General features: G+C 65.4%; 21 protein-coding genes and 2 pseudogenes. 12 read left to right on the top strand and 11 right to left on the bottom strand.

All coding sequences use genetic code 11. The features are described from left to right. Positions 1–60 precede the first annotated feature (60 nt). From ACOGJB_RS00745 to ACOGJB_RS00735, 3 genes are all read right to left on the bottom strand, one after another. Positions 61–987, bottom strand: a complete 927-nt coding sequence (locus ACOGJB_RS00745) for an N-carbamoyl-D-amino-acid hydrolase (protein WP_419838928.1) — start codon at positions 985–987, stop codon at positions 61–63. Further along, positions 984–2,390, bottom strand: coding sequence for a Zn-dependent hydrolase (locus tag ACOGJB_RS00740; RefSeq protein WP_419838927.1), 1,407 nt, complete (start codon positions 2,388–2,390; stop codon positions 984–986). Before ACOGJB_RS00740 ends, ACOGJB_RS00745 begins: the two co-directional genes overlap by 4 nt. A gap of 120 nt (positions 2,391–2,510) precedes the next feature. Then, positions 2,511–2,768, bottom strand: a complete 258-nt coding sequence (locus ACOGJB_RS00735; RefSeq protein ID WP_419838926.1) for a type II toxin-antitoxin system Phd/YefM family antitoxin — start codon at positions 2,766–2,768, stop codon at positions 2,511–2,513. Between the two features lie 131 nt (positions 2,769–2,899). On the opposite strand from ACOGJB_RS00735, the gene ACOGJB_RS00730 reads away from it, so the two are divergent. The 6 genes from ACOGJB_RS00730 to ACOGJB_RS00705 all read left to right on the top strand — a co-directional run bounded on the left by ACOGJB_RS00730 (position 2,900) and on the right by ACOGJB_RS00705 (position 11,754). Beyond that, a complete protein-coding gene (locus tag ACOGJB_RS00730) occupies positions 2,900–3,451 on the top strand; it encodes a hypothetical protein (RefSeq protein ID WP_419838925.1) in 552 nt (183 codons plus the stop codon). A gap of 1 nt (position 3,452) precedes the next feature. Beyond that, entirely contained in the window at positions 3,453–3,902 is a 450-nt protein-coding gene (locus ACOGJB_RS00725) for a nucleic acid-binding protein (RefSeq protein WP_419838924.1), read from the top strand. Between the two features lie 98 nt (positions 3,903–4,000). Next, on the top strand, positions 4,001–5,557 hold the full coding sequence (locus tag ACOGJB_RS00720) for a type I restriction-modification system subunit M (RefSeq protein WP_419838923.1): 1,557 nt from the start codon (positions 4,001–4,003) through the stop codon (positions 5,555–5,557). 134 nt (positions 5,558–5,691) lie between these two features. Next, positions 5,692–6,732 carry a restriction endonuclease subunit S gene (locus tag ACOGJB_RS00715; protein WP_419838922.1) on the top strand — a complete coding sequence of 347 codons (1,041 nt, stop codon included), beginning with the start codon at positions 5,692–5,694 and terminating at the stop codon, positions 6,730–6,732. After that, on the top strand, positions 6,729–10,184 hold the full coding sequence (locus ACOGJB_RS00710; RefSeq protein ID WP_419838921.1) for a DEAD/DEAH box helicase family protein: 3,456 nt from the start codon (positions 6,729–6,731) through the stop codon (positions 10,182–10,184). The genes ACOGJB_RS00715 and ACOGJB_RS00710 overlap by 4 nt, the downstream gene beginning before the upstream one ends. Before the next feature lie 19 nt (positions 10,185–10,203). After that, positions 10,204–11,754: an ATP-dependent nuclease gene (locus ACOGJB_RS00705; RefSeq protein ID WP_419838920.1), complete on the top strand. Its 1,551-nt coding sequence runs from the start codon at positions 10,204–10,206 to the stop codon at positions 11,752–11,754. A 64-nt stretch (positions 11,755–11,818) separates the two neighbouring features. On the opposite strand, the gene ACOGJB_RS00700 is transcribed toward ACOGJB_RS00705, so the two are convergent. After that, entirely contained in the window at positions 11,819–13,390 is a 1,572-nt protein-coding gene (locus ACOGJB_RS00700) for a pyridoxal-phosphate dependent enzyme (RefSeq protein ID WP_419838919.1), read from the bottom strand. A gap of 84 nt (positions 13,391–13,474) precedes the next feature. Between ACOGJB_RS00700 and ACOGJB_RS00695 the strand changes: the two genes are divergently transcribed. Further along, a complete protein-coding gene (locus ACOGJB_RS00695) occupies positions 13,475–14,470 on the top strand; it encodes an LLM class flavin-dependent oxidoreductase (protein ID WP_419838918.1) in 996 nt (331 codons plus the stop codon). A 145-nt stretch (positions 14,471–14,615) separates the two neighbouring features. On the opposite strand, the gene ACOGJB_RS00690 is transcribed toward ACOGJB_RS00695, so the two are convergent. Genes ACOGJB_RS00690 through ACOGJB_RS00680 form a run of 3 tightly spaced genes read right to left on the bottom strand, consistent with a single transcriptional unit; the run spans position 14,616 to position 17,130 of the window. After that, positions 14,616–15,677: a phosphotransferase family protein gene (locus ACOGJB_RS00690; protein WP_419838917.1), complete on the bottom strand. Its 1,062-nt coding sequence runs from the start codon at positions 15,675–15,677 to the stop codon at positions 14,616–14,618. Next, on the bottom strand, positions 15,674–16,159 hold the full coding sequence (locus ACOGJB_RS00685; protein ID WP_419838916.1) for a hypothetical protein: 486 nt from the start codon (positions 16,157–16,159) through the stop codon (positions 15,674–15,676). Before ACOGJB_RS00685 ends, ACOGJB_RS00690 begins: the two co-directional genes overlap by 4 nt. Beyond that, positions 16,156–17,130 (bottom strand): DUF7065 domain-containing protein, encoded by a 975-nt coding sequence (locus tag ACOGJB_RS00680; protein ID WP_419838915.1) that lies wholly within the window; start codon positions 17,128–17,130, stop codon positions 16,156–16,158. Before ACOGJB_RS00680 ends, ACOGJB_RS00685 begins: the two co-directional genes overlap by 4 nt. A 242-nt stretch (positions 17,131–17,372) precedes the next feature. Here ACOGJB_RS00680 and ACOGJB_RS00675 point away from each other — a divergent pair, with 242 nt between their 5' ends. The 5 genes and pseudogenes from ACOGJB_RS00675 to ACOGJB_RS00655 form a co-directional block, all read left to right on the top strand. After that, positions 17,373–17,840 (top strand): hypothetical protein, encoded by a 468-nt coding sequence (locus ACOGJB_RS00675; RefSeq protein ID WP_419838914.1) that lies wholly within the window; start codon positions 17,373–17,375, stop codon positions 17,838–17,840. A 65-nt stretch (positions 17,841–17,905) separates the two neighbouring features. Further along, entirely contained in the window at positions 17,906–18,781 is an 876-nt protein-coding gene (locus ACOGJB_RS00670; protein ID WP_419838913.1) for a phytanoyl-CoA dioxygenase family protein, read from the top strand. Next, entirely contained in the window at positions 18,778–20,058 is a 1,281-nt protein-coding gene (locus ACOGJB_RS00665; RefSeq protein ID WP_419838912.1) for an aspartate aminotransferase family protein, read from the top strand. Before ACOGJB_RS00670 ends, ACOGJB_RS00665 begins: the two co-directional genes overlap by 4 nt. Continuing rightward, positions 20,051–21,079 carry a phosphotransferase enzyme family protein gene (locus ACOGJB_RS00660; RefSeq protein WP_419838911.1) on the top strand — a complete coding sequence of 343 codons (1,029 nt, stop codon included), beginning with the start codon at positions 20,051–20,053 and terminating at the stop codon, positions 21,077–21,079. The genes ACOGJB_RS00665 and ACOGJB_RS00660 overlap by 8 nt, the downstream gene beginning before the upstream one ends. Positions 21,080–21,118: 39 nt before the next feature. Further along, positions 21,119–21,670, top strand: a pseudogene (locus tag ACOGJB_RS00655) (DUF917 domain-containing protein); the annotation flags it as partial. 120 nt (positions 21,671–21,790) lie between these two features. On the opposite strand, the pseudogene ACOGJB_RS00650 reads toward ACOGJB_RS00655, so the two are convergent. From ACOGJB_RS00650 to ACOGJB_RS00635, 4 genes and pseudogenes are all read right to left on the bottom strand, one after another. After that, positions 21,791–21,907, bottom strand: a pseudogene (locus ACOGJB_RS00650) (hypothetical protein); the annotation flags it as partial. A 77-nt stretch (positions 21,908–21,984) separates the two neighbouring features. Further along, complete coding sequence (locus ACOGJB_RS00645) at positions 21,985–24,291, bottom strand: xanthine dehydrogenase family protein molybdopterin-binding subunit (RefSeq protein ID WP_419838910.1); 2,307 nt, start codon at positions 24,289–24,291, stop codon at positions 21,985–21,987. Beyond that, on the bottom strand, positions 24,288–24,779 hold the full coding sequence (locus ACOGJB_RS00640; RefSeq protein WP_419838909.1) for a (2Fe-2S)-binding protein: 492 nt from the start codon (positions 24,777–24,779) through the stop codon (positions 24,288–24,290). Before ACOGJB_RS00640 ends, ACOGJB_RS00645 begins: the two co-directional genes overlap by 4 nt. Beyond that, the gene (locus ACOGJB_RS00635; protein WP_419838908.1) at positions 24,779–25,645 is read right to left on the bottom strand and encodes an FAD binding domain-containing protein; all 867 of its coding nucleotides are present in this window, start codon (positions 25,643–25,645) and stop codon (positions 24,779–24,781) included. The genes ACOGJB_RS00640 and ACOGJB_RS00635 overlap by 1 nt, the downstream gene beginning before the upstream one ends. Between the last annotated feature and the right edge of the window lie 12 nt (positions 25,646–25,657).

Genomic DNA, 25,657 nt, shown 5'->3' with positions numbered 1-25,657 from the left:
CCATTTGTCCCTTCCCCGCTGGCTATTGTCGCACCGCCGCGCAGTCAATCGCACCACTGCTCACGGTGGCGGGACGACGCCCTTCTGCTTGCCGATGAGCTGGTAGGTCTCGGGCCGGCGGTAGCGGTCGAAGTTGAACACGGTGTCCTTGTACTGCGAGCACCAGTCCAAGTCGCACTGGGCCGTGATCAGCTCATCGCCGTCGGTGACTGCCTGGGCGACGATCTGGCCCGACGGCGCGATCACCGCCGAGTGCGCCAGCGACTCCACGCCTTCCTCGGTGCCGCCCTTGGCGACGCCGACCACCCAGGTGCCGTTCTGGTAGGCGCCTGCCTGCATCACCAGATGGTTGTGGAATGCCTGCAGCGGGTCCTGGATCGGGTCTGGCGCGTAGTGCAGCGGCGTGTTGTAGCCGATGAAGATCATCTCGACGCCTTGGAGGCCCATGACGCGGTAGGTCTCGGGCCAGCGCCGGTCGTTGCACAACGCGATGCCCATGACACCCCCGAATGCCCGCCACACGCTGAAGCCCTCGGCGGACTCCTCGAAGTAGCGCCGCTCGAGATGCTGGAACGGGCGCTGGGGCTCGTGCTCTTCGTGCCCGGGAATGTGCACCTTGCGGTATTTGGCGAGGAGGGTGCCATCGCTGTCGACGAGGATGGCGGTGTTGTAGCGGTGTCCATCCGGGGTCAGTTCGGCGTACCCCAGGTGGAAGCCGATGCCGAGGCGCTTGGCTTCGTCGAACAGCGGCTGTGTCTCCGCAGAGGGCATCTCGGTCTCGAAGTACGCGAGCAGCTCAGGTGAATCGTCGGGGAAATACCACCGGGGAAAGAAGGTGGTAAGCGCCAGTTCGGGGAACACCACCACTTCGCAGCCTCGCTCGGCGCCCTGACGAAGCAGGGCGATCAGGCGCTTGACCACGCTGGCGCGGGTCTCATAGCGGGCGATCGGCCCGAGCTGCGCTGCGCCGACGGTGAGCGGTCTCATGTCGTCGCCCCGCCGTCTGTCGTGCGATCTGCCCGAGCACGCGCATTGCCATCGAACTCGCCACCGACGCGCCCGCCAGACCTGAGATCAATTCCGGCGTCGGGTTGAGTCTCAGAGCGGCCCGCGGGCTCGGCGCGGCCCAGTTCGTCGTCGATTTCGCCGTTGGCGAGACGCCACACCACATCGGCCAGCAGGTTCGCCCCCGCTTCGATGTCTCGCGGTGCGGTGTACTCGGCTGGGTTGTGGCTTACGCCGTCGAAACTGGGCACGAAGATCATGGCTGTCGGGCACACCCGCGCCAGCATCTGCGCGTCATGACCTGCGCCCGAGGGCATGCGGCGGTGCGTCAGACCGGCCTCGGCGGCACATTGCTCGACGAGGTCGATGACGGCCGGATGGAACTCGACGGGTTCGAATCGGGCGGTGCGACGCATCGACGCGTCGAGGTGCTCCGCCTCGGCGTTGCGGGACACGATCTCGTCGAGCCGCGACTCGGCGTGGCGCAGCATTGCTTCAGAGGTGTTGCGCAGGTCCACGGTCATCGTCGCCGAGCCGGCGATGACGTTCACGAGGTTCGGCACCAGCGAGATCGCGCCCACCGTGCCGACCTGTGAGTCGCCGATGTTGTGCGCCAGGTCGCGCACCTCGTTTGCGATGCGGCACGCCGCGAGGCCCGCATCTCGCCGCAGCGGCATGGGCGTCGTACCTGCGTGGTTCGACTGGCCCCGCAGGGTGACCTCGGTCCATGAGATGCCCTGCACGCCTTCCACGACGCCGATCTGGGTTTCGTGAAACTCCAGCACCGGGCCCTGCTCGATGTGCAACTCCATGAAGGCGAACGGGACAGTGCCGGGCACTGGCGCCGCGCCCCGGTAGCCGATGCGGTCGAGTTCGTCGCCGACTGCGATGCCGTCGCGGTCGGTGATCTCCAGAGCTTCCTCGAGGGCCATGCCGCCCACATACGCGAGGCTGCCGAGCATGTCGGGAGCGAACCGGCTGCCTTCCTCGTCGGTGAAGTACCCCACCGACAATGGGCGTGCCGGCATCCGGCCGCTGGACAGCACCGACTCGATCACCTCCAGGCCGGCCAGCACGCCGAGGTTGCCGTCGTAGCGCCCTCCGGTGGCAACGGTGTCAATGTGACTGCCCATCATCACCGAATCGGCAACGCGGCCAGCCTCGGTGCAGGCCACGACGTTGCCGAGCCCGTCAATCGTGATGTCAAGACCCAGGTCGGCCATCCACGTACACACCAAGTCCCGCCCGTCGCGGTCCTCGTCAGTGAGCGCGAGCCGGCAGTTCCCCTGCGTTCCCTCGATCGCCCCGATCTGCGCCAATTCGTCGAGGCGCCCCATCAAACGCTCGCCGTCAATCTCCGGCGCTCCCCCAGCCGATCCGCTCATTGGCTCATTCTCGCACCGCCGCCCACCCGCGCCGCATCGCACGCTGCTCGCGGGCTTCGAGCGTCAACAAACGCTCGTCGACGATCAGGGGGATGAACACGGAAGTGTCGAAATAGGCAATCACCTGCGCTGTTCAGCCACCAGATCACTCACTGGTGCCGTTCCTGTGAACTCGGCCGTCACCAGTGCCCGACGCGGGGCGCTCGCAGCGGTCACCACTCCTTCAGCGATCAGCCGGTCAATTGCACGAGGACCTGCAAGCGGAATCAGCCGCGCGAACGCCTTACCGTGATCTGTGACCACCACCTCCGCGCCGTCCCGCACTGCCGCCAGATAGCTGCTGAGATGGTCTCGCAGTTCGCGTACGCCAGCCTCCATGCCGCATTTGTAGCGCTTCTTGATCCGCATATGTCGCCATTTCCTGGCTGCGCCGACGGCCACCCGTGTGCCTTCGCCGCCATGACATCTAGATTTCTGGCGTCTTGATTTCAGATGTCTAGAATCTGGATATGGTCATTGATCTCGAGTTGCCGCAGCCTTACAGCCGAGAACTCAGCGCCTCCGACTTCAACAACGACGCCCACGCAGCAAAGTACCGAGGCGAGATCGGTCGGTGCCCCGAAGCATGGCTGAGGCTCTTCTCAATCCTCAACGACCCCGAGAATGAGCGACGGCTCACCGACGCCGAGATGCACGGGTTTCCGGCATTGTGCGGCGTTGCACGCTTCGTCGAGACAGATCCGGTCATCAGCAGCGCTCTTGCGGACAGCGGGTCTTCATTGCGACTACGGCAGGCCATCGGCGTCGCCATCAAGCTCAAGATGGCGAAGCTCGGGTGGCTGCCCACCGGCCGCAAGGGTGCCGTTAGACGGTCTCACTACTTCACGAAAGCAGAGCACTACGCCGCCGACAGCACCATGTACACCGATGCCGCAACCCGGGCGCTCCATGCACTCGACGCCGTCGCTGCGATCGGCAGCGCAGAAGAGCGCGAAGAGACGGCGCTGCTCCTGACGGACGCGTTGGCGGCCAGCCGACACGCCGAAGGACGCCCGTTCTGACGTGATCATCGTGCTCGACAGCGGCCCGCTCGGGCTGCTCAGCAACCCGACGCCACGAGGTCCGGCGAACGAAGCCCGGGAGTGGGCGCTGGCCCATGGTGCCATTGGCACAGACATCGTGCTTCCCGAGATCGCCGACTACGAGGTGCGGCGTGAGCTGATCCGCTCGGGCCGGACTGAAGGCGTCAAGCGCCTCGACGAACTCTGTGCTGGGTTGAGCTATGCGCCGCTGTCCACCGCGATCATGCACGACGCTGCTGCACTCTGGGCTGAGGCACGCAACAGGGGGCACCCCACCGCCCACCACGCAGCGCTTGACGGAGACGTCCTTCTCGCAGCCCAAGCACGCCGACTCGCCGCCGCCGCTCCAGGCGAATCGGTCGTCGTAGCGACCACTAACGTCGCTCATCTGGAGCGCTTCGTCGATGCCATGCCTTGGGCCGACATCTAGCCCAGCTCACACTCGTGAGGGACGGCCCAGAAGGCAAGCTCTGTCGTAACCCCTGCCTGTATGCGCGGGGGCCGCGCTGCGGGCGAGAATGGGCGGTCATGGTGACGGGTGAGCTGAAGCGGCAGATCGATGCGGTGTGGAACGGCTTCTGGTCGGGGGGCATCTCGAACCCGCTGGAGGTGATGGAGCAGCTCACCTACCTGCTGTTCGTCAAGGCCCTCGATGAGCAGCAAACGCTCGCGGAGAACAAGGCGAATCGCACGGGTGAGCCGATCCCGGCCGAGGACGACATCTTCCCTGAGGGGCAGGCGTTCCAGCCCGAAGGGCGGGCCGAGGGTCGGCCGTACCGGGATCTGCGCTGGTCGAAGTTCAAGAATCTGCCTCCATCCGAGATGTTCGACATCGTCGAGAACTACGTGTTCCCGTTCCTCCAGCAGCGAGCCGACGAGAGCACCCATGCCAAGCACATGACCGGCGCCAAGCTCACGATTCCGACGCCTGGGCTGTTGCAAAAGGCAGTGGACGGGCTCGACGCGGTCGAGATGGCCGACCGGGACACCAAGGGCGACGTCTACGAGTACATGCTCTCGAAGATCGCCGCGGCCGGCCAGAACGGCCAGTTCCGTACGCCGCGGCACATCATCGAGCTGATGGTCGAGATGATGGCGCCCCAGCCCGACGACGTGATCTGCGATCCGGCCAGCGGCACCTGCGGTTTCTTGGTTGGCGCCGGGGAGTACGTCCGCCGCGAGCACCCGAGCGCGCTCACGCGCCCTGCCGCGTCGAAGCACTTCCACAACGGGATGTTCTCGGGCTACGACTTCGACAACACGATGCTCCGCATCGGTTCGATGAACATGCAGCTCCACGGGGTGCAGAACCCGAACATCAGCTACCGGGACTCGCTCGCCGAGGATCACGCCGGCGACACCGAGGCCTACAGCCTGATCCTCGCCAATCCGCCGTTCGCCGGGTCGCTCGACTACGAGGGCACTGCCAAGGGCCTTCTGCAGGTCGTCAGGACCAAGAAGACCGAGCTGCTGTTCGTGGCCCTGTTCCTGCGGTTGCTCAGACCCGGTGGCCGGGCGGCCGTGATCGTGCCCGACGGCGTTTTATTCGGCTCGACGAAAGCGCACAAGGAACTTCGCCGGATCTTGGTCGAGGATCAGAAGCTGGATGGGATCGTGTCGCTGCCCGCAGGTGTGTTCAAGCCGTACTCGGGAGTGTCCACAGCGATCTTGCTGTTCACGAAGACGAACTCTGGTGGCACCGATCTCGTATGGTTCTATGACCTACAGGCGGATGGTTACAGCCTGGACGACAAGCGTGACCGACTGCTCGACGAAACCGAGCTTGGCGCGCTCGCCACGGGCCTGACGGAAGAGGGCCACAGGAGCAACAACCTGCCCGATGCGTTAGCCCGCTGGCGAGAGCGTCACGGTTCGGAGATGGAGCGAGCGCTCACCGAGCAGTCATTCTGTGTGCCCAAGGCGGAGATCGCGGCCTGCGACTACGACCTCAGTATCAACCGCTACACGGAGGTCGTCTACGACGAGGTTGAATACGCGCCGCCGTCTGAGATGCTCGAGGAGCTCGCCGTTCTTGAGCGAGAGATCTTGGAAGGCATCCAAGACCTGAAGGCGCTGCTGACATGATTCGGCGCGTTCCCGTACGCGATCTGGCCACACAAGTTCGAGGCGTCACCTATAAGTCGGCAGAAGCATCGGTTACCCCACAGATCGGTACTGTGGGAGTGGTCCGCGCCGGGAACATCGTTGACGGTGAGTTGATGAACGGCGACCTCGTGTACGTGCCCGCTTCGAGAGTGACTGAGAAGCAGTGGCTCAAGCGGGGTGACGTGCTCATCGCCGCTTCCAGCGGAAGTCTCGATGTCGTAGGAAAAGCAGCGCGCATCCGCCGCGACGAAGAAGTCGCGTTCGGAGCCTTCTGCAAAGTGCTGAGACCCACCTCCGAGGTAGACGCCGGCTACTTTGCCCACTTCTTTCAGACGAAGCCCTACCGGCGCCACGTAATGCGTGTGGCAGCGGGTTCCAACATCAACAACCTCAAGGGCCGCGATCTTGACGACATTGAAATACTGCTGCCGCCGATGGAGGACCAGCGGCGGGTCGCGGCGGTGCTGGATGCGGCCGAGGCGCTGCGGGCTAAGCGCCGTCACGCGCTTAGCAAGCTTGAGGACCTCATCAACGCCGTATTTGTCGAGATGTTCAGCAAGAACGCCTCGGATGTGTCATGGGACGAAACGACGCTCGGCGAAGTAGCGGATATTGTCTCAGGTGCGACCCCGAAAACGTCCGTCGAGCGCTATTGGGACGGAGAAGTTCGTTGGGTGACACCGAAGGACTTAAGCGGCTTGCAGGGGCCGTACATCGACACAACGTCTCGGACTCTCTCGGCCGATGGCCTGAAGAGTTGCTCTGCATCGCTGCTGCCGTCTGGATCCGTCTTGCTGAGCTCGCGCGCTCCGATCGGATATGTCGCCATCAACAAAGCTCCGATGGCGACGAATCAAGGCTTCAAGAGTCTCGTGCCGGACTCGTCTCGCGTTGACCCAAGATTCCTGTGGGCGTGGTTGCGGCGTCACCGGCCTCAGCTTGAGTCGCTCGGCAGCGGAGCAACATTCAAGGAAATCTCGAAGAGGGTTGTCGAAGGAATCGACATATCTCTCCCACCGATCAGGCTGCAAGCGCGATTTGGTGACGTGCTTGATGCTGTGGAGACAATGCGCACCAAACTTTGCGACATGCTTGTCGAGATAGACGCGCTTTGCGCGTCGCTCCAGCAGCGGGCGTTTCGGGGGGAGCTGTGAGCGAGTCGCAGTTCGCGTTCCTCGAATCCGAGTTTCAGCCGGAGTTCGAGTCGGCGTCGCGGGCTGAGGGGTACTCGCTGTCGGATCCGGGTGCCGCGGTCATCTATGCGCGCAAGTGTCTGGAATCAGCCGTGAAGTGGATGTACCTGCACGACTCATCCTTGCCTGCGGCCTACGACGACATGCTCAATACGCTGTTGAACGAGGCTGCGTTCAAGGTGCTGGAAGGCGGCCGGATCTTCGACGTGGCACGGAAGATCCAGAAGGCGGGGAACCGTGCGGTGCACGAGTCGAAGGCCCCATCGAAGCTGGAGGCGGTCGAGATTGTCTCAGCGTTGTTCCAGTTCTGTCTGTGGTTCGCATTCACCTACGGCCGTACATCGAAGCCAGATCTGTCGCTGCGATTCAACCCACACCGATTGCTTGACGCGGGCGAAGCCGAGCGGGCAACGCTGCGCGAGCGCCAAGAGCTCGAGGCGCGGTTGGAGCACGAGTCCGGAGAGCTCGCCGCTGCCCAGGTGCGGCTGTCGGAATCGACTCGCACCGCCGAGGAGTTGAACGCCGAACTGGCGAAGCTGCGGGCAGAGGTCGCTGCGGCGAAGAAGAAGGCGGCCGAGACGGTCCCGCCGGAGGCCTTCGACTGGTCTGAGGCCGAGACGCGCAAATTCAAGATCGACGCCCTGCTGGCCGAAGCCGGCTGGACCGATCTCAGCGAGGGTCGAGACACCGAGTACGAGGTGCACGGGATGCCCTCCGCCTCGGGCATCGGCTACGTGGACTATGTGCTGTGGGGTGCCGACGGACTTCCCCTCGCCGTGGTCGAAGCCAAGAAGGCGCTGGTCGATCCGAAAGTTGGCATGGAGCAGGCGAAGCGGTACGTCAAGTGCCTGGAGGACGCGACCGGGCATCGGCCGCTCATCTACTGCAGCAACGGCTACGAGCACTGGCTGTGGGACGACACCCAGTACCCGTCCCGGCGAGTGCAAGGGTTCTGCACCCGCGACGAGCTGGCATTGCTCATCCAGCGGCGTACGGCTGGCAAATCGCTGGCGTCACTGGGCGTCGGCGAGCAGATCGTCGACCGCCACTATCAGTGGCGAGCGATCAGCGCCATCGCCGAACACTTCGAGCACAGCAAGCAGCGCAAGGCATTGCTGGTGATGGCCACCGGCGCGGGCAAGACCCGCACGGTGATCGCCCTGGTGGACCTGCTGATGCGAGCCGGGTGGGTGAAGCGGGTGCTGTTCCTGGCTGATCGCACGGCCCTCGTGAACCAGGCAGTGAACGCCTTCAAGACTCACCTGCCCGACTCGGTGCCGGTGAATCTGGTGACCGAGGGCAACGTGGACGGCCGGGTGTATGTGTCGACCTATCAGACGATGGTCGGCAAGATCGACGAGTTCCGGGCCGACGGGACTCGCCGGTTCGGGGTGGGGCACTTCGACCTGGTGGTGATCGACGAGGCGCACCGCTCGGTATATGGCAAGTACCTGGGCATCTTCGAGTACTTCGACTCGCTGCTGATGGGCCTGACCGCCACGCCCAAGGACGAGGTCGACAAGAACACCTACGACTTGTTCCATCTGGAGACGGGGGTGCCCACCGACGTCTATTCGCTGGAAGACGCCATCAACGACGGGTTTCTGGTGCCGCCTCAGAGCGTGTCGGTCAAGTTCAAGTTCGTGCGTGAGGGCATCCGCTACGACGACCTGAGCGAAGACGAGAAGGACGACTGGGACGAGCTGGACTGGGGCACCGACGATGAGGGCAGCCCGTTGGCGCCGCCCGAGGCGGTCGACCCCGCCGAGCTCAACAAGTGGCTGTTCAACACCGACACCGTCGACCGGGTGCTCAAGTACTTGATGACCGAGGGCGTCAAGGTGGCCGGCGGCGACCGGCTGGGCAAGACGATCATCTTCGCCAAGAACCAGCGCCACGCCGAGTTCATCAAGGAGCGCTTCGACGCCAACTACCCGTCGCTCGATGCCGGGAACTTCGCTCGGGTCATCACGCATCATGTGAAGTACGGCCAGAGCCTGATCGACGACTTCTCCAACAAGGCGAAGGCACCGCACATCGCGATCAGCGTGGACATGCTGGACACCGGCATCGATGTGCCCGAAGTCGTCAACTTGGTGTTCTTCAAGCTGGTGCGGTCGAAGACGAAGTTCTGGCAGATGCTCGGGCGGGGGACCCGGCTGTGCGAGGACCTGTTCGGGCCCGGGGAGGACAAGACGCACTTCAACGTGTTCGACTTCTGCGGGAACCTCGAGTACTTCAGCCAGCCGCTGGTGCCGGCGGAGAAATCGAGCGGCAAGTCGCTCAGCGAGATCCTGTTCTCGACCCGGTTGGAGTTGCTTCAGACGCTCGATTCGGTGGCGGCGCTCGGCGACGAACGGGCTCAGATCGCAGCCACGCTGCACCGGACCGTGGCGTCGATGAACCCCAACAACTTCCTGGTGCGCCCCCACTTGGAGCTGGTGGAGCGGTTCAGCTCGCTCGAAGCGTGGGAGACGGCCTCGCTGGCAGACCTGGCTGAGCTCAATGAGCGAGTGGCCAAGCTGCCTGACCAGCTCGATGCCGACACTGAGGACGCCAAGCGCTTCGACGTGGTGATGCTGAATGCGCAGTTGGGCCTGCTGCGGCGCGAGCCGTTCGAGCGGCAGCGCAAGCGCATCATTCGTGTGGCGTCCGCGCTGGCGGACCTGGGCACTGCGATCCCGGTGCTGGCTGAGCAGCAAGAGCTGATCGCCGACATCCAGACCGACGAGTGGTGGGCCGACGTCACCTACCCAATGCTCGAGGACGCCCGCAAGCGGCTCCGCAACCTTGTGCAGCTCATCGTGCGCACGAACAAGAACGTGCTCTACAGCGACTTCGCCGATGAGTTCGGCGGGGCCAGCGTGATCAAACTGCCTGGCACCGGTGAGCCGGGCGGCGATGGTGAAGCTGGGGACGATGACGACGCTGATGGCGGTGACGAGTTCGCCCAGTTCCGCAAGAAGGCGCGGCACTTCCTGAAGGAGAACCTGGCCGAGGATGTTGTGGCCAAGGTCCGCAGCGGCGAGACATTGACGCTCGTCGACATGAACGCCCTTCAGCGTGTACTGGTGGCGGCCGGCATCGGCGACACCGACACCTTCGCCGAGGCGTCAAAGCGGGCCGGCAGCTTCGGTCTGTTCATCCGCTCGCTGGTAGGGCTCGACCGGGCCGCAGCGAAGCGCGCCTTCGCCACGTTCCTCGACGACAAGCGCTACAGCGTCAACCAGATCCGCTTCGTCGAGATGGTCATCGACTACCTCACCGAGCACGGCACCGTCGAAGAGCGCCGCGTCTACGAGTCACCCTTCATCAGCGTGGCACCCGAAGGACCCGACGCCATCTTCGTGCCCGACGACGTCGACGAGTTCTTCGAGATCGTCAAGCACCTCCGCAACACCGCCGCCGTTTAGGCAGTTAGGCACCAATCCCATGACGGAACGACGCACAGCCGCTCTATGGCGGCAACTGCAGGCCAAGAAGAGCCACATGCCGCATTTCTTGGCAGCCATCGAGGTGGACGGATTGCGAGGCCTGCGCGACCTCCGAGTTGTCTTCGACTACCCCGTCAGCGTGGTTGCAGGCGGCAACGCAACAGGCAAGACGACAGTCCTCTTCGCGGCCGCGTGCGCCTACGCCGTCCCCGGCGCTGCCAGCCGCGACTTCGTGCCGTCCACGCTGTTCCCCAGCTACAGCCCGTCTGCGGGAGGGCGCTCCGACACCCTGGGCGATGTTTCGCTGGCGTACAGCTACGCAACACCTGAGGGCGATTACCGGATGCGATGGCGCAAGCTGAAGAGCTGGAACCGAAGCTACTTCGGACGGAAAGCTGCGTCGCAGCCCACACGCGATGTCTACCTGCGCACCTTGAGCAACCTGACCAACCCTTCAGAAGTGCGCGGCGTGCTGAGCATGTCACGCGCGTCGATTGCTCCTGCCGAGACGCTGCTCACGGCAGCCGAAGTGAGCTTCGCACAGCGCGTACTGCCATTTGCCTACGACGAGGTGGTCGACCTGCAAAGCGGCAAGAAGCGTCTGCTCTTCGCTGCACGGCACAACGGCCCGAGCTATTCGGAGCTGCATATGGCCTCAGGCGAGCGTGCCGTGATGCACCTGGCCCAACAGGTCACTCACATGAACGACGCGCTCGTGCTCATCGACGAAGTGGAGGCGGGGCTGCACCCTTGGATCCAGCAACTGCTCATGGTGGAGATGCAGCAGCTCGCACTGCGCAACAACCTCCAAGTCATCGTCACGACGCATAGCCCAGTGGTACTCGACGCCGTGCCCGAAAACGCTCGAATATTCCTGCAGCGAGACGACGATTCGAGAGTCTCCGTTGTGCCTGCCTACCGAGACCTGATTCAGAACGCGCTCTACGGACGTTCACAGGATGCCTTGAATATTCTCTGCGAGGACGACGTAGCTGAAGGGCTCATTCAGGGGATATTGGACCACTTGCTGCCGAGTCTGAATCTCCCGCCCGAAGCGATACGTATCGGGCGCGACACCGGGATGGCTCAGTTCCCCGAGCATGCACGTGCTCTGCAGAAATTCGGCCAGGCCGCCAACATGATGTATGTGCTCGACGGAGACGCACGCGGTACTCATCACGAGCGGAAACTGCGTGAAGCTGCGGGTGACTCCGCTGGCATCTTCTTGCTTCCGGGAACAGACTCACCGGAAGAATGGATGTGGGAGCAGCTTCGGCTCAGCGACGATCTTGCTGAGGACCTCGGACTGGCTTCCGCCTTGCTCAACGAGCGTATGTCGAACCTCGACGCACTGTACGGCGCTGCTTCGGACACCCCAGGCAACATCGCCAAGGCCAAGGTTTCCGACCTCGCGGGAGACGCGAATCGCACTGCTGCCGACATCGGACGGATCATCGCACGCAGACAAGCCGCAGATGCCGCCAGTTCGTTGAAGCCGCTCGTCAACGACATCGCGGACGCCATCACCCGGTGGCGAGAGCCTGCCTGACGTCAGATACAGAGCATCGTGCTTTGGTGAAGTGCGGTCGCGGACGCCGCGATTGGCCGTGCGATCACATGAATGTGGCGGCGACTTCGTCGTTGAGCTCGTTGATCATCTCGTCCCACAGGCGGGGCAGGCCTCGCAGCGAATCCCAGAAAGCCTGGTCGCGGCGCGCCTCGAAGTCCTCCAGCGGGACACCTTGCTGCTCGACCCAGGTGTAATAGCCGAGGTTGAAGATCCGGTCTCTGCCTCGGTCTGACAGCACCTCGATGTGAGGGGCATCGGGACTGCGGGCATCGGGCGTGAGGTGCTGATCGATGATGCTGCGAGCCGCGCCCGCATCGAAGCTGCCCGCGTGCCGCTGCGCGAGATGACGTTCCCGCTCGGAGAAATACATCTCGAACCCGTCGGTGGCGACGGTCATGACCACGTCGTCGGGCCCGAGACCCAACTCGTTCGCGGCACGGGCAGCCGCCAGCGTGTTGCAGATCGACGAATAGCCGAAGTGCCCGAGGTGGTCGAGCACCCACGACGCCGCGCCGAGGTGCTCACGCAGCCCATCACGGCCCGCGTCGGTGTTGAACACAAGCCCGAGCCCGTCGGTTGCCCGGTCGCTGACGCCGACGATGACGTCGGTGTTCATGACGTTGTGGATGAGGGGGATGTGCTTGTCGCCGATGCCCTGGATGTTGTGCTCGCCGTAGCCGTTGTAGAGCATGGTCGGGCATTCGAGCGCTTCGACCGCCACGATCTGTGCGCCGCGTTCGTCCTTCAGCCGGTCGCCGGCACCGAGCGTGCCCGCAGAGCCGCTGGCCGCGACGAACGCAGCGAGACTCAACTCATTGCCTTCCGGCGAGCCTCCCCGCAGGTGCTCGAACACCGACATGAGCGCGGCACCGGTGACTTCGTAGTGGCCGATGTGGTTGGAGAACTCGCTGAACTGATTCAGGATGAAGTTCGTCGGATCCCCCGACAGCTCCGCGCAAGCGTCGTAGATCTCCTTGACGTTGCTTTCCGAGCCGGGCGTGCGGATGACGTCGGCAGGATCGGCGATCCAGCGCTCGAGCCACTCGAAGCGCTCCCGGCTCATGTTCTCAGGCAGCACTGCCACGCCGCGGCACGCCATGATGCGGCTGATGGCCACACCCCCGCGGGCGTAGTTGCCCGTCGAAGGCCACACTGCGCGGTGTCGTGTCGGATCGAACTGACCCGAGACCACCCGTGGTGCAAGGCAGGAGTACGCAGCCAGCACCTTGTGCGCGCCGATCATCGGGAACCGGTTGCCGAACAGCACGACGACCTTGGCCGGAGTTCCCGTCAGCTCGCTCGGCAGCACGACATGCTCGGGGACCTCGGTCCGTCCGCCGGCGCCGTCGTTGAACCAGTGGACCCGAAACAGGTTCAGCGGATCGGCGGAATCAGGGTCGACCGTCGCCAACGCCTCGGTGATGTCAAGGTCGATCAGCGTCGGATCGGCGAGTTCGGCGAAGGTGGGCAGGCGGATGCCCTGTTCCCGGAACTGTTCGACAACATGAGAGCGCCCGTCGGGGTCGGTGACCTCGGTTGCGAGTTGGGCGGCGTAGCTGGCGGGAAATTGCCCAGCGGTCCCCGACCCCCCATTCGGTGAAGTGTGGTTGGCCATACCGGACTGAGGCTATGTTCCGCGAGCGGCACCCCGATGCGCGCGGGGACGACGGCGACAGGGCGCACAGGAGGACGTTGACTCATGACGACAGCTCGAAATGCGCTGTACCTGCAGGACGCTCACACGATCACCGAGGCAATGGGCTTCACGCAGTACGCCGAGGAACGCGGCTTCGAGGCCGTCTGGCAAGCCGACTCGCGGCTCGTACGCGAAGCCAGCGTGCCGATGGCGGCGTTCGCCGCAACCACCTCTCGCATCAAGGTGGGTGCGGGGGTCATCGACATCTGGTCGCGCAATCCGGCTCGATTGGCTTCGATGTTCTCGACACTCGACGACCTCGCGCCCGGTCGCATCATCTGCGGGCTGGGCGCGTGGTGGGACCCGCTGGCAGCCAAGGTCGGCATCAGCCGAGCACGCCCGCTCGGCGCTATGCGCGAGATCACCACCGTGGTGCGGGCGCTGCTCGCAAACGAGAACGTCACGTTCCACGGCGATCACGTGCATCTGGACGATGTCGAGCTCGACTACGTGTACCAGGAGCGGCGACCCAAGGACGTACCGATCTACATCGGCGCGACCGGCATGAAGATGATGGAGCTAAGCGGCGAGATCGCGGACGGCGTCGTGCTCAACTACCTCGTCTCGCCCGACTACAACAGCCGCGCCATGGAGGCGCTCGAGCGGGGCGCCGCGTCGGTCGGGCGCAGCGTGGACGATCTGGACCGGCCTCAGCTGGTGGTGTGCTCAGTACACGAAGACCGTGCGACGGCGCTGGACATGGCACGCAACATGGTCACCCAGTACCTCGGCCAGCAGCCGCACATCATGAAAGCCTCAGGTGTGCCCGACTCGCTGCTGGAGGAGGTCGGCAAGGTGCTGACCTGGCCCGCCACCGCTGAGCAGGTAGAGGCGGCATCGCGGCTGGTGCCCGACGACATCGTCCAGATGCTCACGGCCTCGGGCACGCCTGCGGAGGCCCGTGAGGCCGTCGACGGCTACCTGGCCAACGGCGCTACCTGCCCGATCCTGTATCCCTTGGGCGACGTCGAGGCGATGATCGACGCCTTCGCAGTCTGACCCTGACGCTGCTCGCCGAAGCCAGCGGCCGAGCGTCGCCTAGTGCCGTGTCAGGCAAACATCGGTGTGTCGGAACCTGCCCAGACACCCGCAGTGATCGGCCGATGCCGGAAGTGCAACAGCGCAAACGCTTGCTGACACGGCGCTAGTAGCCCAACTCGGTCGCAGCACGTTCGAGTGCAACGGTGACCGACCAATGCGTGCGGGCCAGCCGCAGGTCGTTGTTCGAGCCGTCGGCGTACAGGCCTGCAGCGCTCATCCAGAACGCCGCAGAGCGCATGGCGTAGAGCAACTGGAAATAGGCGCAGCGCTCCTCGTCGATCTCGATGCCGGTGGCCTGCTGGTAGCGATCCATGAACAGCTCCCGCGGCACGACATTCGACAACAGGTCCGTGCCCTCCCGGTTCAGCTCGGTGAGCACATAGGCAACGTCGTACATGGGGTCGCCGATGACCTGCAGCTCCCAGTCGAGAACTGCTGACACCCGGTCGTCATGGATCAGGACATTGCCGGTCCGAAACGCACCGTGCACGAGGGTGAGCTGTTCCGTCGACGGTGCGTTGTGCTTCAGCCAGCCGATCAGGTCGGCGAGGATCGGATGGCCCCGATGGCCGGAGTCGGCAATGAGCGTCTGCCATTTGGCGATCTCGCGCAGTGCAAAGTCGCTGCCGTCCCCGGGCACGCCCAGGAATCCGAGCTCTGCCGTTTGCCAGTCGACGTTGTGCACCGCAGCGAGCGCATCGGTGAAGCTGGCCGGCAGCACGCCGCGCTCGGCAGCGGCGGCGTAGTACTCCCGCCCCGCCCTTCGCCACGGGCTCGGGCATTCGCCGACCACTCGTTCCATCACGATCGCGGGAGCACCGAGAACCGCAGGGTCGGGTTCGTACCAGAAGGCCCGCGGCGCGGGCACGTCGGTGTGCTCGAGGCAGCGCAATACCCGGAATTGCTCTTCGAGGTCGGATTCGTGCCGCAGCAGGGCGTTGCCCGGGTCGCGTCGCAGGCAGAAACCCTGACGCTGCTCGTCGGCGCCGTCGGACCAGACGGCGTCGAACAGCCACGTCTCGTGCGACCAGCCCACCGCAATGCGCTCAGGAGTGGCGATGTCGACGGGGCCGCTGGCGCCGAGACGATCGCGCAGATACTCGCCGAGAACGCCAGCGAGATCTCGATCGTCGGGTGTCGTGTTTTGCCCTCCTACTGCGATCACTGCGCGATCTCCAGGCGGCGGTCGATGTCTCGGCGCAGCACCCGACGGATCTCCGCAAGAGCGGCGCCGACCACCCGGTGGGAGGGATCCCACCTGTAGAGCGCGTCGATGACCTCAGATACTGCCGCTATCGACGCATGGCTGCGCATGCGGGCGACTGCGTCACGCACTTCCCCGGCGACCTGTGCGTCGGCGTCTGCGGGGACACCCTCGGGGACCTGTGCGACGGCGCCTCGAGGGACGTCTGCGGGCGTATCTGCACCGGCCAGCACTGCGTCGAGCTGATCGGCCAGAGCTGCGACGTCGGCGACCTCGGCTGTGCGGTGTTCGTCGGACAACCGGGCCTGCTTCGCCAGACGGTGCAAAATCACCGACGCCATAAACGCCTGGGTACGGGCGTACTCGTCATCGACTGCCGGCGCGATCTGGGCGCGCACAGTGTCGGCGAGCCGTGACAGCAGCCCGTGGTCGTCGAGGCTCATGATCTCGAACTGGGAGTCGACCAATCGCCGCTGCGCTTGGCTGCAGCGAAGCGTCGAACCGGCCACATGTCCTGGTCCTCGCCCCACCACGTCCCCACGCCGTCCACGTCCCAGCGGATGAGGCTGTTGATGTCGATGAAGCTGTGCCGGTTGATGATGATGCGGCTGAGCGGGCTGCCGGTCGCCACGAAGGAGCCGCCGGCTGCATCCACGGCGTCGATGCGGATCTCGGTAATCCATCCCTCGGGGCTGCGGCTCACCGTGCGCTCGCCGTCCACGAGGCCGACCTGGGTGTCGCCGTGCTGGACGAACCCGTACGAGACCCGGTCCAGCCCGTCGCGGGCGTTCGTGACTGCGAGGAAACCCGACCCGTCATCGGAGGCGCCGGTGACGTACGCGGCTTGACGGGGACGGTCCTCTGGTCTACGTCCCCAGGTGCGGTCGCGCATCGACCAGCAGTCGATATCGATCGGCTCACCGGCTAGCTCGATGGTGCCGGTGATCCTGCCGATCTGATCGAAGTGCGCTGAATGGCCGAAGGTCGAGCCCCCCGCCGTCAGCGGCCGCGGCGGCAGCACGGCCTCGAAGCGCAGATCGGCGGTGAATCGGCCCGGGTCGTCGTAACCGAGCCGGTACGCCAACGTCGGGGTCTCGACCTCGACGCTGACCCCGTTGGGCAGGGTCGCATCTCGCAGGTCGAGTTCCGGCGGCAGCCGCAGGGCGGTGAGATTGGAGCTGTAGAGCACTTCCCAGGGCAGGTGGGCCGTGTCATCCCACACCCAAGCCCCGCCCGAGATGGTGCCGATGTTGTGGCGCGCCAGCGTGTAGAGCCAGCCGCCGAGCGCTCGTTCGCGATGATGGAACGAGAACCACGCCGTCTCGGTAAACCACCAATCGTCACCCTTCAGATGCGCGTGAAAGGCGTCGTCGTCTGGCGTGAAGACGGGAACGCTGTCGGGGTGCTGACTCACCTGGCGCAGCGTAGAACGGCCGGCCGGCTCAGGACTTGGCATGCGGGGCGCACGTGGCTGGGGTTCGGCGGTCTGTGCCCACGATCCCCACGGCTCAGGGGCACTCGGACGGCACCTGTACGTATCTCTTTTCAGTATTTGTCAATAAATTCAATTGCTTTTAGTGTCACAACCTGTTGATGTGTGCTCATGACACTGCGCAGATATGTCTCATCACCGGCGCGCACATCGGGGGTCGGGCGATGACCGCCGGAACCGTCCCGCTACTCGCCACGGGCGTTCCTGTGCCGGTATTCGTCGCGTGGACGGCGGCCGTTCTTCTGGTCGCTGTCGGAAAACAGTTGCTGCTCCTTCGGAGCTACCGCCGTTTCGTCCGTGAGACCGAAGCCAAGATCCGGCGCCTCGAACAGCGCTCCGACGAGTACGAAGAAAGGGTCGACGCCGAACTCGCCCAACTGCGAGCCGAACTCGACGCCTACGGCGCGTGGAGCGATGCGAACGACCGCTTCTTCCACCACGGCTTGGTGGCCGTATCCCACATGCTCGGAGCGAAGGCACTGCCAGCGCGTCGAGCCTGCGCGACCGAGCGGCTGCGCACCTCAGAACGGCGTGCAACCGAGACAGCATGGCGCCCGGTACCGATCCGCACCGGAAGCTCCCCGCCCACCAAGCGTCCGACGGTACGCGTGCAGCGACGCACCTGCCAGTAAGCACACCCGGCGGCACGCGCCGCACAAGGACGGCGCTTGCCAACGGCGACGCGTACTGTTGCGGCATGGCCGAGCTTGCCCGTTTCACGCTGGACAGCCCCGAAGAAGAGATAGCCGAGGTAGTGCGGATTGACGGCGGCGCGATCATCGAAGACGCCATTGATCTGGACATGGTGGAGCGGCTCGAGGCCGAGCTGCGGCCATGGATCGACAAGACACCAGGCGGTCTCGACAATTTCTCGGGCCACAACACCACCCGTACCGGGGCGCTGGTGGCCCGCTCGCCAGCGTGCCGTGAGCTGGTCATGCACGACAAGGTCATCAGCTTGGCCAACCGGTTTCTCAGTCCTTACACCAACAAGATCCAGCTGCACCTGACCCAGGTCATCAACATCAAGCCCGGCCAGGGCACCCAGCCGCTGCACCGAGACCGTCTGGCATGGGGCGGCTACATCCCCGGCGAAATCGAGCCTCAGTTCAACACCATGTGGGCCGTCACCGACTTCACACCCACCAACGGCGGCACCCGGATCGTGCCGGGAAGTCCCGGGTGGGACGAGGAGCGTCGAGCCACCGACGACGAGAAGACCCAGGCCGCGATGGGCGCCGGCTCCGTGCTGCTGTACTCGGGCTCGGTGATCCACGGCGGTGGCGAGAACCGCAGCGACGCCGACCGCACCGGCATCAACATCACCTACACGCTCGGTTGGCTGCGCACCGAGGAAAACCAGTTCCTGTCCTGCCCGCCTGAGGTCGCCAAGGAGCTCGACCGCGAGTTAGCAGACCTGATGGGGTACTCGATGGGCAACTACGCGCTTGGGTACTACTCCGATCCCCACGGCATGCCCGGGCCGGTCGACCTGCTCACACCGGAAATAGCGCTGGGCCGCAAGCCGAGCTCGAAGCATTCCAACTCCGTACTGCTGAACCCTGTGGAGTGAGCCAGTCGCTTCAAGCACGACGTGAGCGGGCGCTGGGCGCCGGCTCACAGCTCTTCTACACCGAGCCGCTGCACATCGTGCGAGGCGAGGGCGTCGAGCTCTTCGACGCGGACGGTCGCCGCTACATCGACATGTACAACAACGTGCCCTGCGTGGGTCACGGCAATGCCCGCGTGGCAGAGGCCATGGCGGCCCAGCAGGCCACGCTGAACGTGCACAGCCGGTACCTGCACGAGGGCATCGTCAGCTTCGCCGAGCGATTAGTGGCGTTGCATCACGACGGGATCGAGAGCGCTGTCATCACCTGCACCGGCACCGAAGCCGTCGAGGTGGCTATGGCTATGGCTCGCATCGCAACCGGACGCCGCGGTGTCATCGCCACCAATGCCACCTACCACGGCAATACCGAAGCGGTGATCGCGTTGCGTCGGGCGGCGATGAGGCCCGACGAGCACCCCGACGTGGCGACGTTCCCGTATCCCCAGCAATTGCGTCCGATCCGGGCAGGGCTGGATAGCCACGCACTCGCCGACGCCTACCTCGACGAGCTGGCGACAGCCATCGAACGGCTGGAGTCCTCTGGTGCCGGCGTCGCCGCTGTCATCTTGTGCTCGATCCAGGCCAATGAAGGCCTGCCGGACATACCGGGCGACTTTATAGCGAAGGCTGCGGATCTCGTGCGAGCCGCCGGCGGCTTGGTGATCGCCGACGAGGTGCAGGCCGGCTACTGCAGGACCGGTCGCTGGTGGGGCTACGAATTGACCGGCTTCGAGCCGGACATTGCCGTGATGGGCAAGCCCATGGGGAACGGCCTGCCGCTCGCGGCCACAGTCGCCAGCCGGGATCTGGTCGAACGCTTCCGGGGCGAGACCCGCTACTTCAACACCTACGGCGCGAGCCCGCTGCAAGCTGCCGTCGGGCACGCCGTCATCGACGAGATCGAGGAGCGCGGGCTGGCCGCGAGCGTCGCAGAGCTCGGATTCGGGTTGCGAACGGCACTGGTCGAACGCGCCGAACGATGCCCATGGATCGGCGATGTCCGGGGCCACGGGCTGTACATCGGAGTGGAAATGGTGGAGCCGGAGGGCGAGCTGGTGCCTGACCCATCACGGGCGGTGGAGTTCACCGACCGGTTGAAAGACCAAGGCGTGCTTGCTTCGAACGCCGGTGCGTTCGCCAACGTGCTGAAACTCCGCCCGCCGCTCGTGCTGCAACAGTCCCACGCCGAGGAGTTCCTGGCTGCGTTCGACGCGGTGCTGCAGGAAATCGATGGCTGACGGGTTTGCTACCCGTTACGAACCAGCCGTCCGAGAGGCACTGCGCGCATTCGGCATCGAGACTGCGCGCCTGCAACTGGTCGGCATCAGCGAGAACGTCACATATCGGGCCGACGACGATCGCTCCGGAAAGGCCTACGTGCTGCGACTGCACCGGCCCGGCTACCACTCTCTCGACGAGCTCAACTCCGAACGCGTGTGGCTGGAGGCACTTCGCAGCAGCGGCATCTCGGTGCCGACGCCTGTTGACGCACCCGACGGTCGCTACTTCGTGCCCGTGGGCGTTGCCGGGAACGAGACGCGGCAGGCTGGGCTCAACGTCTGGGCGCCAGGAGAGATTGTCGGCGAGCTGCTCACCGCTCACGACCGCAACACCGACGCAACTGGACCGCCCGAGATCGCCGCGCCGTTCAGCCAGCTCGGCGGCCTGATGGCGGCGATGCACAACCAGGCGGCCGGCTGGACGCCGCCGTCATCGTTCCGGCGCCATCGCCTGGACTTGGACGGATTGCTCGGCGATGCTCCCTTCTGGGGTCCGTTCTGGGAGAACCCGGTGCTCGATGGGCGCGAGCGGGAGCTGCTCATCACGGCCCGCGATCACTGCCGGGAACGGCTTCGCCGCTATGGCGAGCCGCGCCGCACCTTCAGCATGATTCATGCCGATCTCCATCTGGCAAACCTGCTCACCTGCGACGGGCAACTGAGCGTGATCGACTTTGACGACGCCGGTTTCGGGTGGCACCAGTACGACATCGCTGTGGCGATGTTCCATTCCCGGGACACCGCGGACTTCCGCGCTGCGCGGCAGGCATTCCTGCACAGCTATCGAGCAGTTCGCCCGATCAGTGATGACGACTTGGCGCTGGTGCCGATGTTCGAGCTCATCCGCGGCATGGCCATTCTCGGCTGGCGGGCCGCTCGGCCAGAGGTTCCGTGGCCCGACGGTCAACTCGAGATGTTCCGCAAGGGAGTCGTTTCTGGGTGCGAGCGCCTGCTGAAGAGCTCGCCGACCTCGACCTAATCGGAGGACACACCGCCGTCATCGACGGCGGAGGAGACGGTGGCCGCCAGGGCGCTAGAGAGCCATTTGGGGCGGAAGTTCGATGCCATCGCACCGTTCGAGATGGGCGGCAGCAACTCGATGGTGCCGATGGTGGTGGCCGCGGCCATGGACATTCCCATCGTGAACGGCGACGGCATGGGGCGAGCCTTCCCGGAGCTGCAGATGATTACCTACCTCATCTACGACGGCAGCCCCTACCCCGCCGCCATTGCCGACGAGCGAGGCAGCCAGATGGTCATCGCCGAAGTGCCCGACGCCAAATGGCTCGAGCGCATAGCCCGAGCAGCGACCGTCGAGATGGGCGCTCACACGGGGCTGGCGTCGGCCGTGATGGACGGCGTATACTGCCGCCGCTCGATCATCCCGAACACGTTGCGGCTGGCCAGCGACATCGGCCATGCGGTGCATCACGCCCGTGAGGTCAAGGACGACCCCAGCGAGGCGATCCTGGGCGTCGCTGGGGGCATGCGATACCTCCGCGGCAAGGTGACCGATGTGCACCGGCGCAACGCGGCGGGGTTTGCACGCGGCCAGATGACCGCGGCGGGCATCGGCGAGACGCCGGGCGCACCATCCGCATCGGCTTCCAGAATGAGAACCTCGCCATCTACGAGGACGACCCACCAGCGCGTTGGTGAAGTGCGTCGTGCCGATCATTACGGCGCTAATCGCATCGGGAGACAGATGGTGCTTGTCGAGCAGCGACCGCACTGCGGTCACAATCCCGTCGGTGACCTCCGGAGTCGTAGGTGCCTTCGCCCAGCCGACGACCTCATCGGCCGACATGGCGACCGTAGCGGTGTTGGTCCCGCCGACGTCTACGCCGATGCGCAAGGGCGCAGGCGGCGGCAAACCTGCGGCGTTCATTGCGCCCGCTCCAGGGCGTCGAGCACGTCCGCGGGCGTAATCGGCAGCGTGTCGATCGGTGCGCCGATGGCGTCGGAGACCGCATTGGCAACAGCAGCCGCTACCGGGACGACGGGTGGCTCGGCGGCGCCCTTTGCACCGTAGGGGCCAGCGGAGTCGGGGTGTTCCATCACGATCATCTCCACCTTCGGCACGTCTGCGGCCAGCGGCAGGCCATGTTCCTTGAAGGTGCGCTGAACGTAGCGGCCGTGGTCGATATCGACGCGCTCGCTCAGCGCGAAGCCCAAGCCCTGCGCGACGCCGCCCTGGATCTGACCGGCAAGGGCGGCTGGATGAATCGCCCGCCCGACCTCCTGGCAGACTACGTAGCGATCCACGGTGACCTGACCGGTGACCGGATCGACGCTCACCTCGGCCTGGTGAAGGTGATACGTGGGCGTCGGCCAGCCCTTGATCAGCATGCCGGTTGCACACATGGGATCGTGCTGCGGTGTCGGGGTGACGTAGGACGCACCAACGGCGATCGGCCCTTCGGACCATGTGGCTGCCTGTGCGACCTGACCGAGAGTCACGCTGGCAGCGGGCACCCCCGCGACCGTCACGACGCCCTCGGCGATCTCGAGGTCTTCGGGGGCCGCTTCGAGCATGTGCGATGCCTGGTCGATCACTTGGCGTCGCACTTCCGCTGAGGCGTCGGCGATGGCCCGGCCCACCACATGCGTGGTGCGGCTGCCCTGTGACCCAGCGTCGTAGCCGGTGGCGTCGGTGTCGGGCATCGTGATCATCACATCATCCGCAGCAAGTCCGAGTGCCTCGGCTGCGATTTGCCGCAGGCCGGTCGCGACGGCACCGGAGCCATTTTCGGTCGCCGAGGTGATCACCGTCGCGGTGCCGTCCTCGTTCAGCTTCACCGTGGCATGACCCGGCATCGGGTTGGTCAGCCAGACCGACGCAGCCTGGCCGACACCGCGCAGCACGCCATCGCCCGAACTCTTCGATGCTGCTGTGCGCTCCGAAATGGCGTGCCAGGGTGCGAGCTCGTCGACTCGTTCAAAGGCCTCATGCAGGATCGAGACCTCTTCGAGCGGCTGCCCGTTGCGCATCAGCTCGCCATCTTGAGACAACGACGTCAGCCGATACTCCCGGCGATCGCGGCCAAGCGCATCCGCGATGGCATCCATGTGACGCTCGTTGGCGAACACCAGCCAGGGTCCGTTCACTCCCCGGTAGGCACCGGTAGGCGCCGTGTTCGTGTACACGTTGCGGGTCCGTATCCGAGCGGTGCCTACCCGGTAGATCGAGCCGAACACAAACATGGGTATGGCCGACAGTGCTGGGCCATTGTTGGCATAGGCACCGCTGTCGGACACGATCTCGACCTCGGTCGCCAGGATCGTGCCGTCACCCCGCACAGCAGAGCGAACCGACGCCAGCGCGTTGGCCCGGCATGGCGCCACGAGCCGTTCTTCGAGTGCACTGTGCTGCATGCGCACGGGACGGCGATATCGCTGGGCCAGCAGCGCAGCGAACGCTTCGACGCTGACATCGAGCTTGGCGCCGAAACCCCCGCCGATGTGGTGACCGACCACCCGCAACGACGAAGGCTTGACCGCCAGCATTTGGGCGATCCGGTCGCGCAGGCGGAACGGGTACTGGTGAGAAACCTCGATGGTGTAACGGCCCGACTCGAACACAGCCAGCGCCATCTTGGGCTCCAGATGCGCTTGATACTGCCGAGGCGTCCGGTAGGTGCCCTCTACCACCAGGTCTGCAGCAGCGAATGCCGCATCAAGATCGCCGGGATCATGGACCACCTCTGCCACCACGTTGCCGTCGCGCCCGATATCGGCACCGCCGGCCACGGCGAAGCGATTCCATTCGGGATGGACCAAACGAGCACCTGGTGCGAGGGCCTGCTCCGGCGTGGAAATCGGCTCGATCGGCTCGATGTCGGCGACGACCGCGCTTGCGCCAGCCTCGGCTGCGACCCGGCTTTCAGCGACCACGATTGCCAACGGCTCTCCCTCATAGGCCACATAGTCGGCGGCCAAGAATGGAGTGTCAGACACGATCACACCGGTGCGCCAATCCGGCACGTCAGCCGCCGTCAGCACCTCCAGCACACCGTCGATCGCCAGAGCGAGGCGCGTGTTGACGGCACGGATCTGTCCGGCAGCGACAGGTGACCGGGAGACTGCAGCCCACAACATTCCCGGCCGGGCGAGGTCGGCGCCGAAGACTGCTTCGCCTCGCAGCTTTGCGTCAGCATCGCTGCGGGCTGGGTTGGCGCCGAGCGCGCTCATGGTGACACCGCCCCGGCGGCGTCGAGCGCGGCGTCGACGATCTGCTGGTAGCCCGTGCAGCGGCAGATGTTCCCTGCGAGCGCCTGACGGATGTCGGTCTCGGAGGGATCCGGCACGTCGTCGAGTAACGCCGTCAGCACCATCAGCACTCCGGGCGTGCAATAGCCGCATTGGACGGCGGCATGGCTCACAAAGGCCTGCTGCAGCACCGTGAGCTCACCCGCACCAGCGAGCCCTTCGACCGTGCGAATGGTGCGGCCATCCATCGACCCGGCGGCCGCGATGCACGATGCAACGGGCGCGCCGTCCACCAGCACGGTGCATGCACCGCACTCGCCTTCACAGCACGCTTCCTTCGGACCGGTGAGAGCGAGACGCTCGCGCAGCGTGCCCAGCAGGGTCTCCCCCGCTCCAACGTCAAGCACGTGGGGCCGTTCGTTCACGACCAGCCGGATCGACACGGACTGCTCGCCCCCAGCGGCAGCCATTAGCTGTCCGCCCCGGAGATGTCGGCGACGCAACGGTCCGCGAGCCGGCTCAGCAGGCCGGGAAGCACCCGTCGCCGGTAGCGCGCCGCCTCGGTCCGTTCGGGCGCTGCGGCACTCGCGAGCTCGGCACCGGCTTCCGCGCAGTCGACGCGGCCACCGTCGATCTGGATTCCCAACAGAGCAGTCTCGGCGCTGGGCACCCGGTGCGGCGACCGAGTCCCGCCGCACACCGCGACACGGGCGCCGCTCACGACTCCGCTCGGAGTCACGGACAGCCGCAGCGCCAGGCCTACGACTGCAAGGTCCATGGCACTGCGTCGCCCCACCTTGAGGTATCCCTCGGCGCTGCGCTCGCCGATTGGCTCCAGCTCGACGGCACGCAGCAGTTCTGTCGGTCGTAACGCCGTCGCGCCCGCTCCCGTCAGAAACTCGCCCAAGTCCATTCGCCGCCGGCCCGATTTCGACACCAGCGTCAGCTGAGCATCGGAGACCAGCAAGGCCGGAAGAGTGTCAGCCGACGCCGCCGCGGTACACACGTTGCCGCCAACTGTGGCCACTGTCTGGGTCTGCCAAGCCCCGACTGCCGCGGACGCTTGGGACAGGGCCGGATGCCGCAGTGCGATGAGCGAGGCCGTGGCGAGCCGGCGCAGCGTGACCAGAGCGCCGACGCTGGTCGCCCCGCCGACGTCGGAGATCCCCTGCAGGCCGTCGATGCCGCTGATGTCGATCAGCGCAGCCGGCGACCGCTCGCCGCGCAGGTACTGCGGCATCACGTCGGTTCCGCCCGCCAGGATGCGGCCTTCAGTGCCCCAGCGGCTCAGCTCGTCAACCGCCTCGGCGACGCTGCGAACCCTGCTGAACTGCACTATCGCCGTCGC

The organism is Candidatus Poriferisodalis sp., from assembly GCF_965208895.1.
Lineage (GTDB): Bacteria > Actinomycetota > Acidimicrobiia > Acidimicrobiales > Poriferisodalaceae > Poriferisodalis.
The sequence above is the reverse complement of the archived record's forward strand: the minus strand, read 5'-3'. Positions and strand labels throughout refer to the sequence as shown.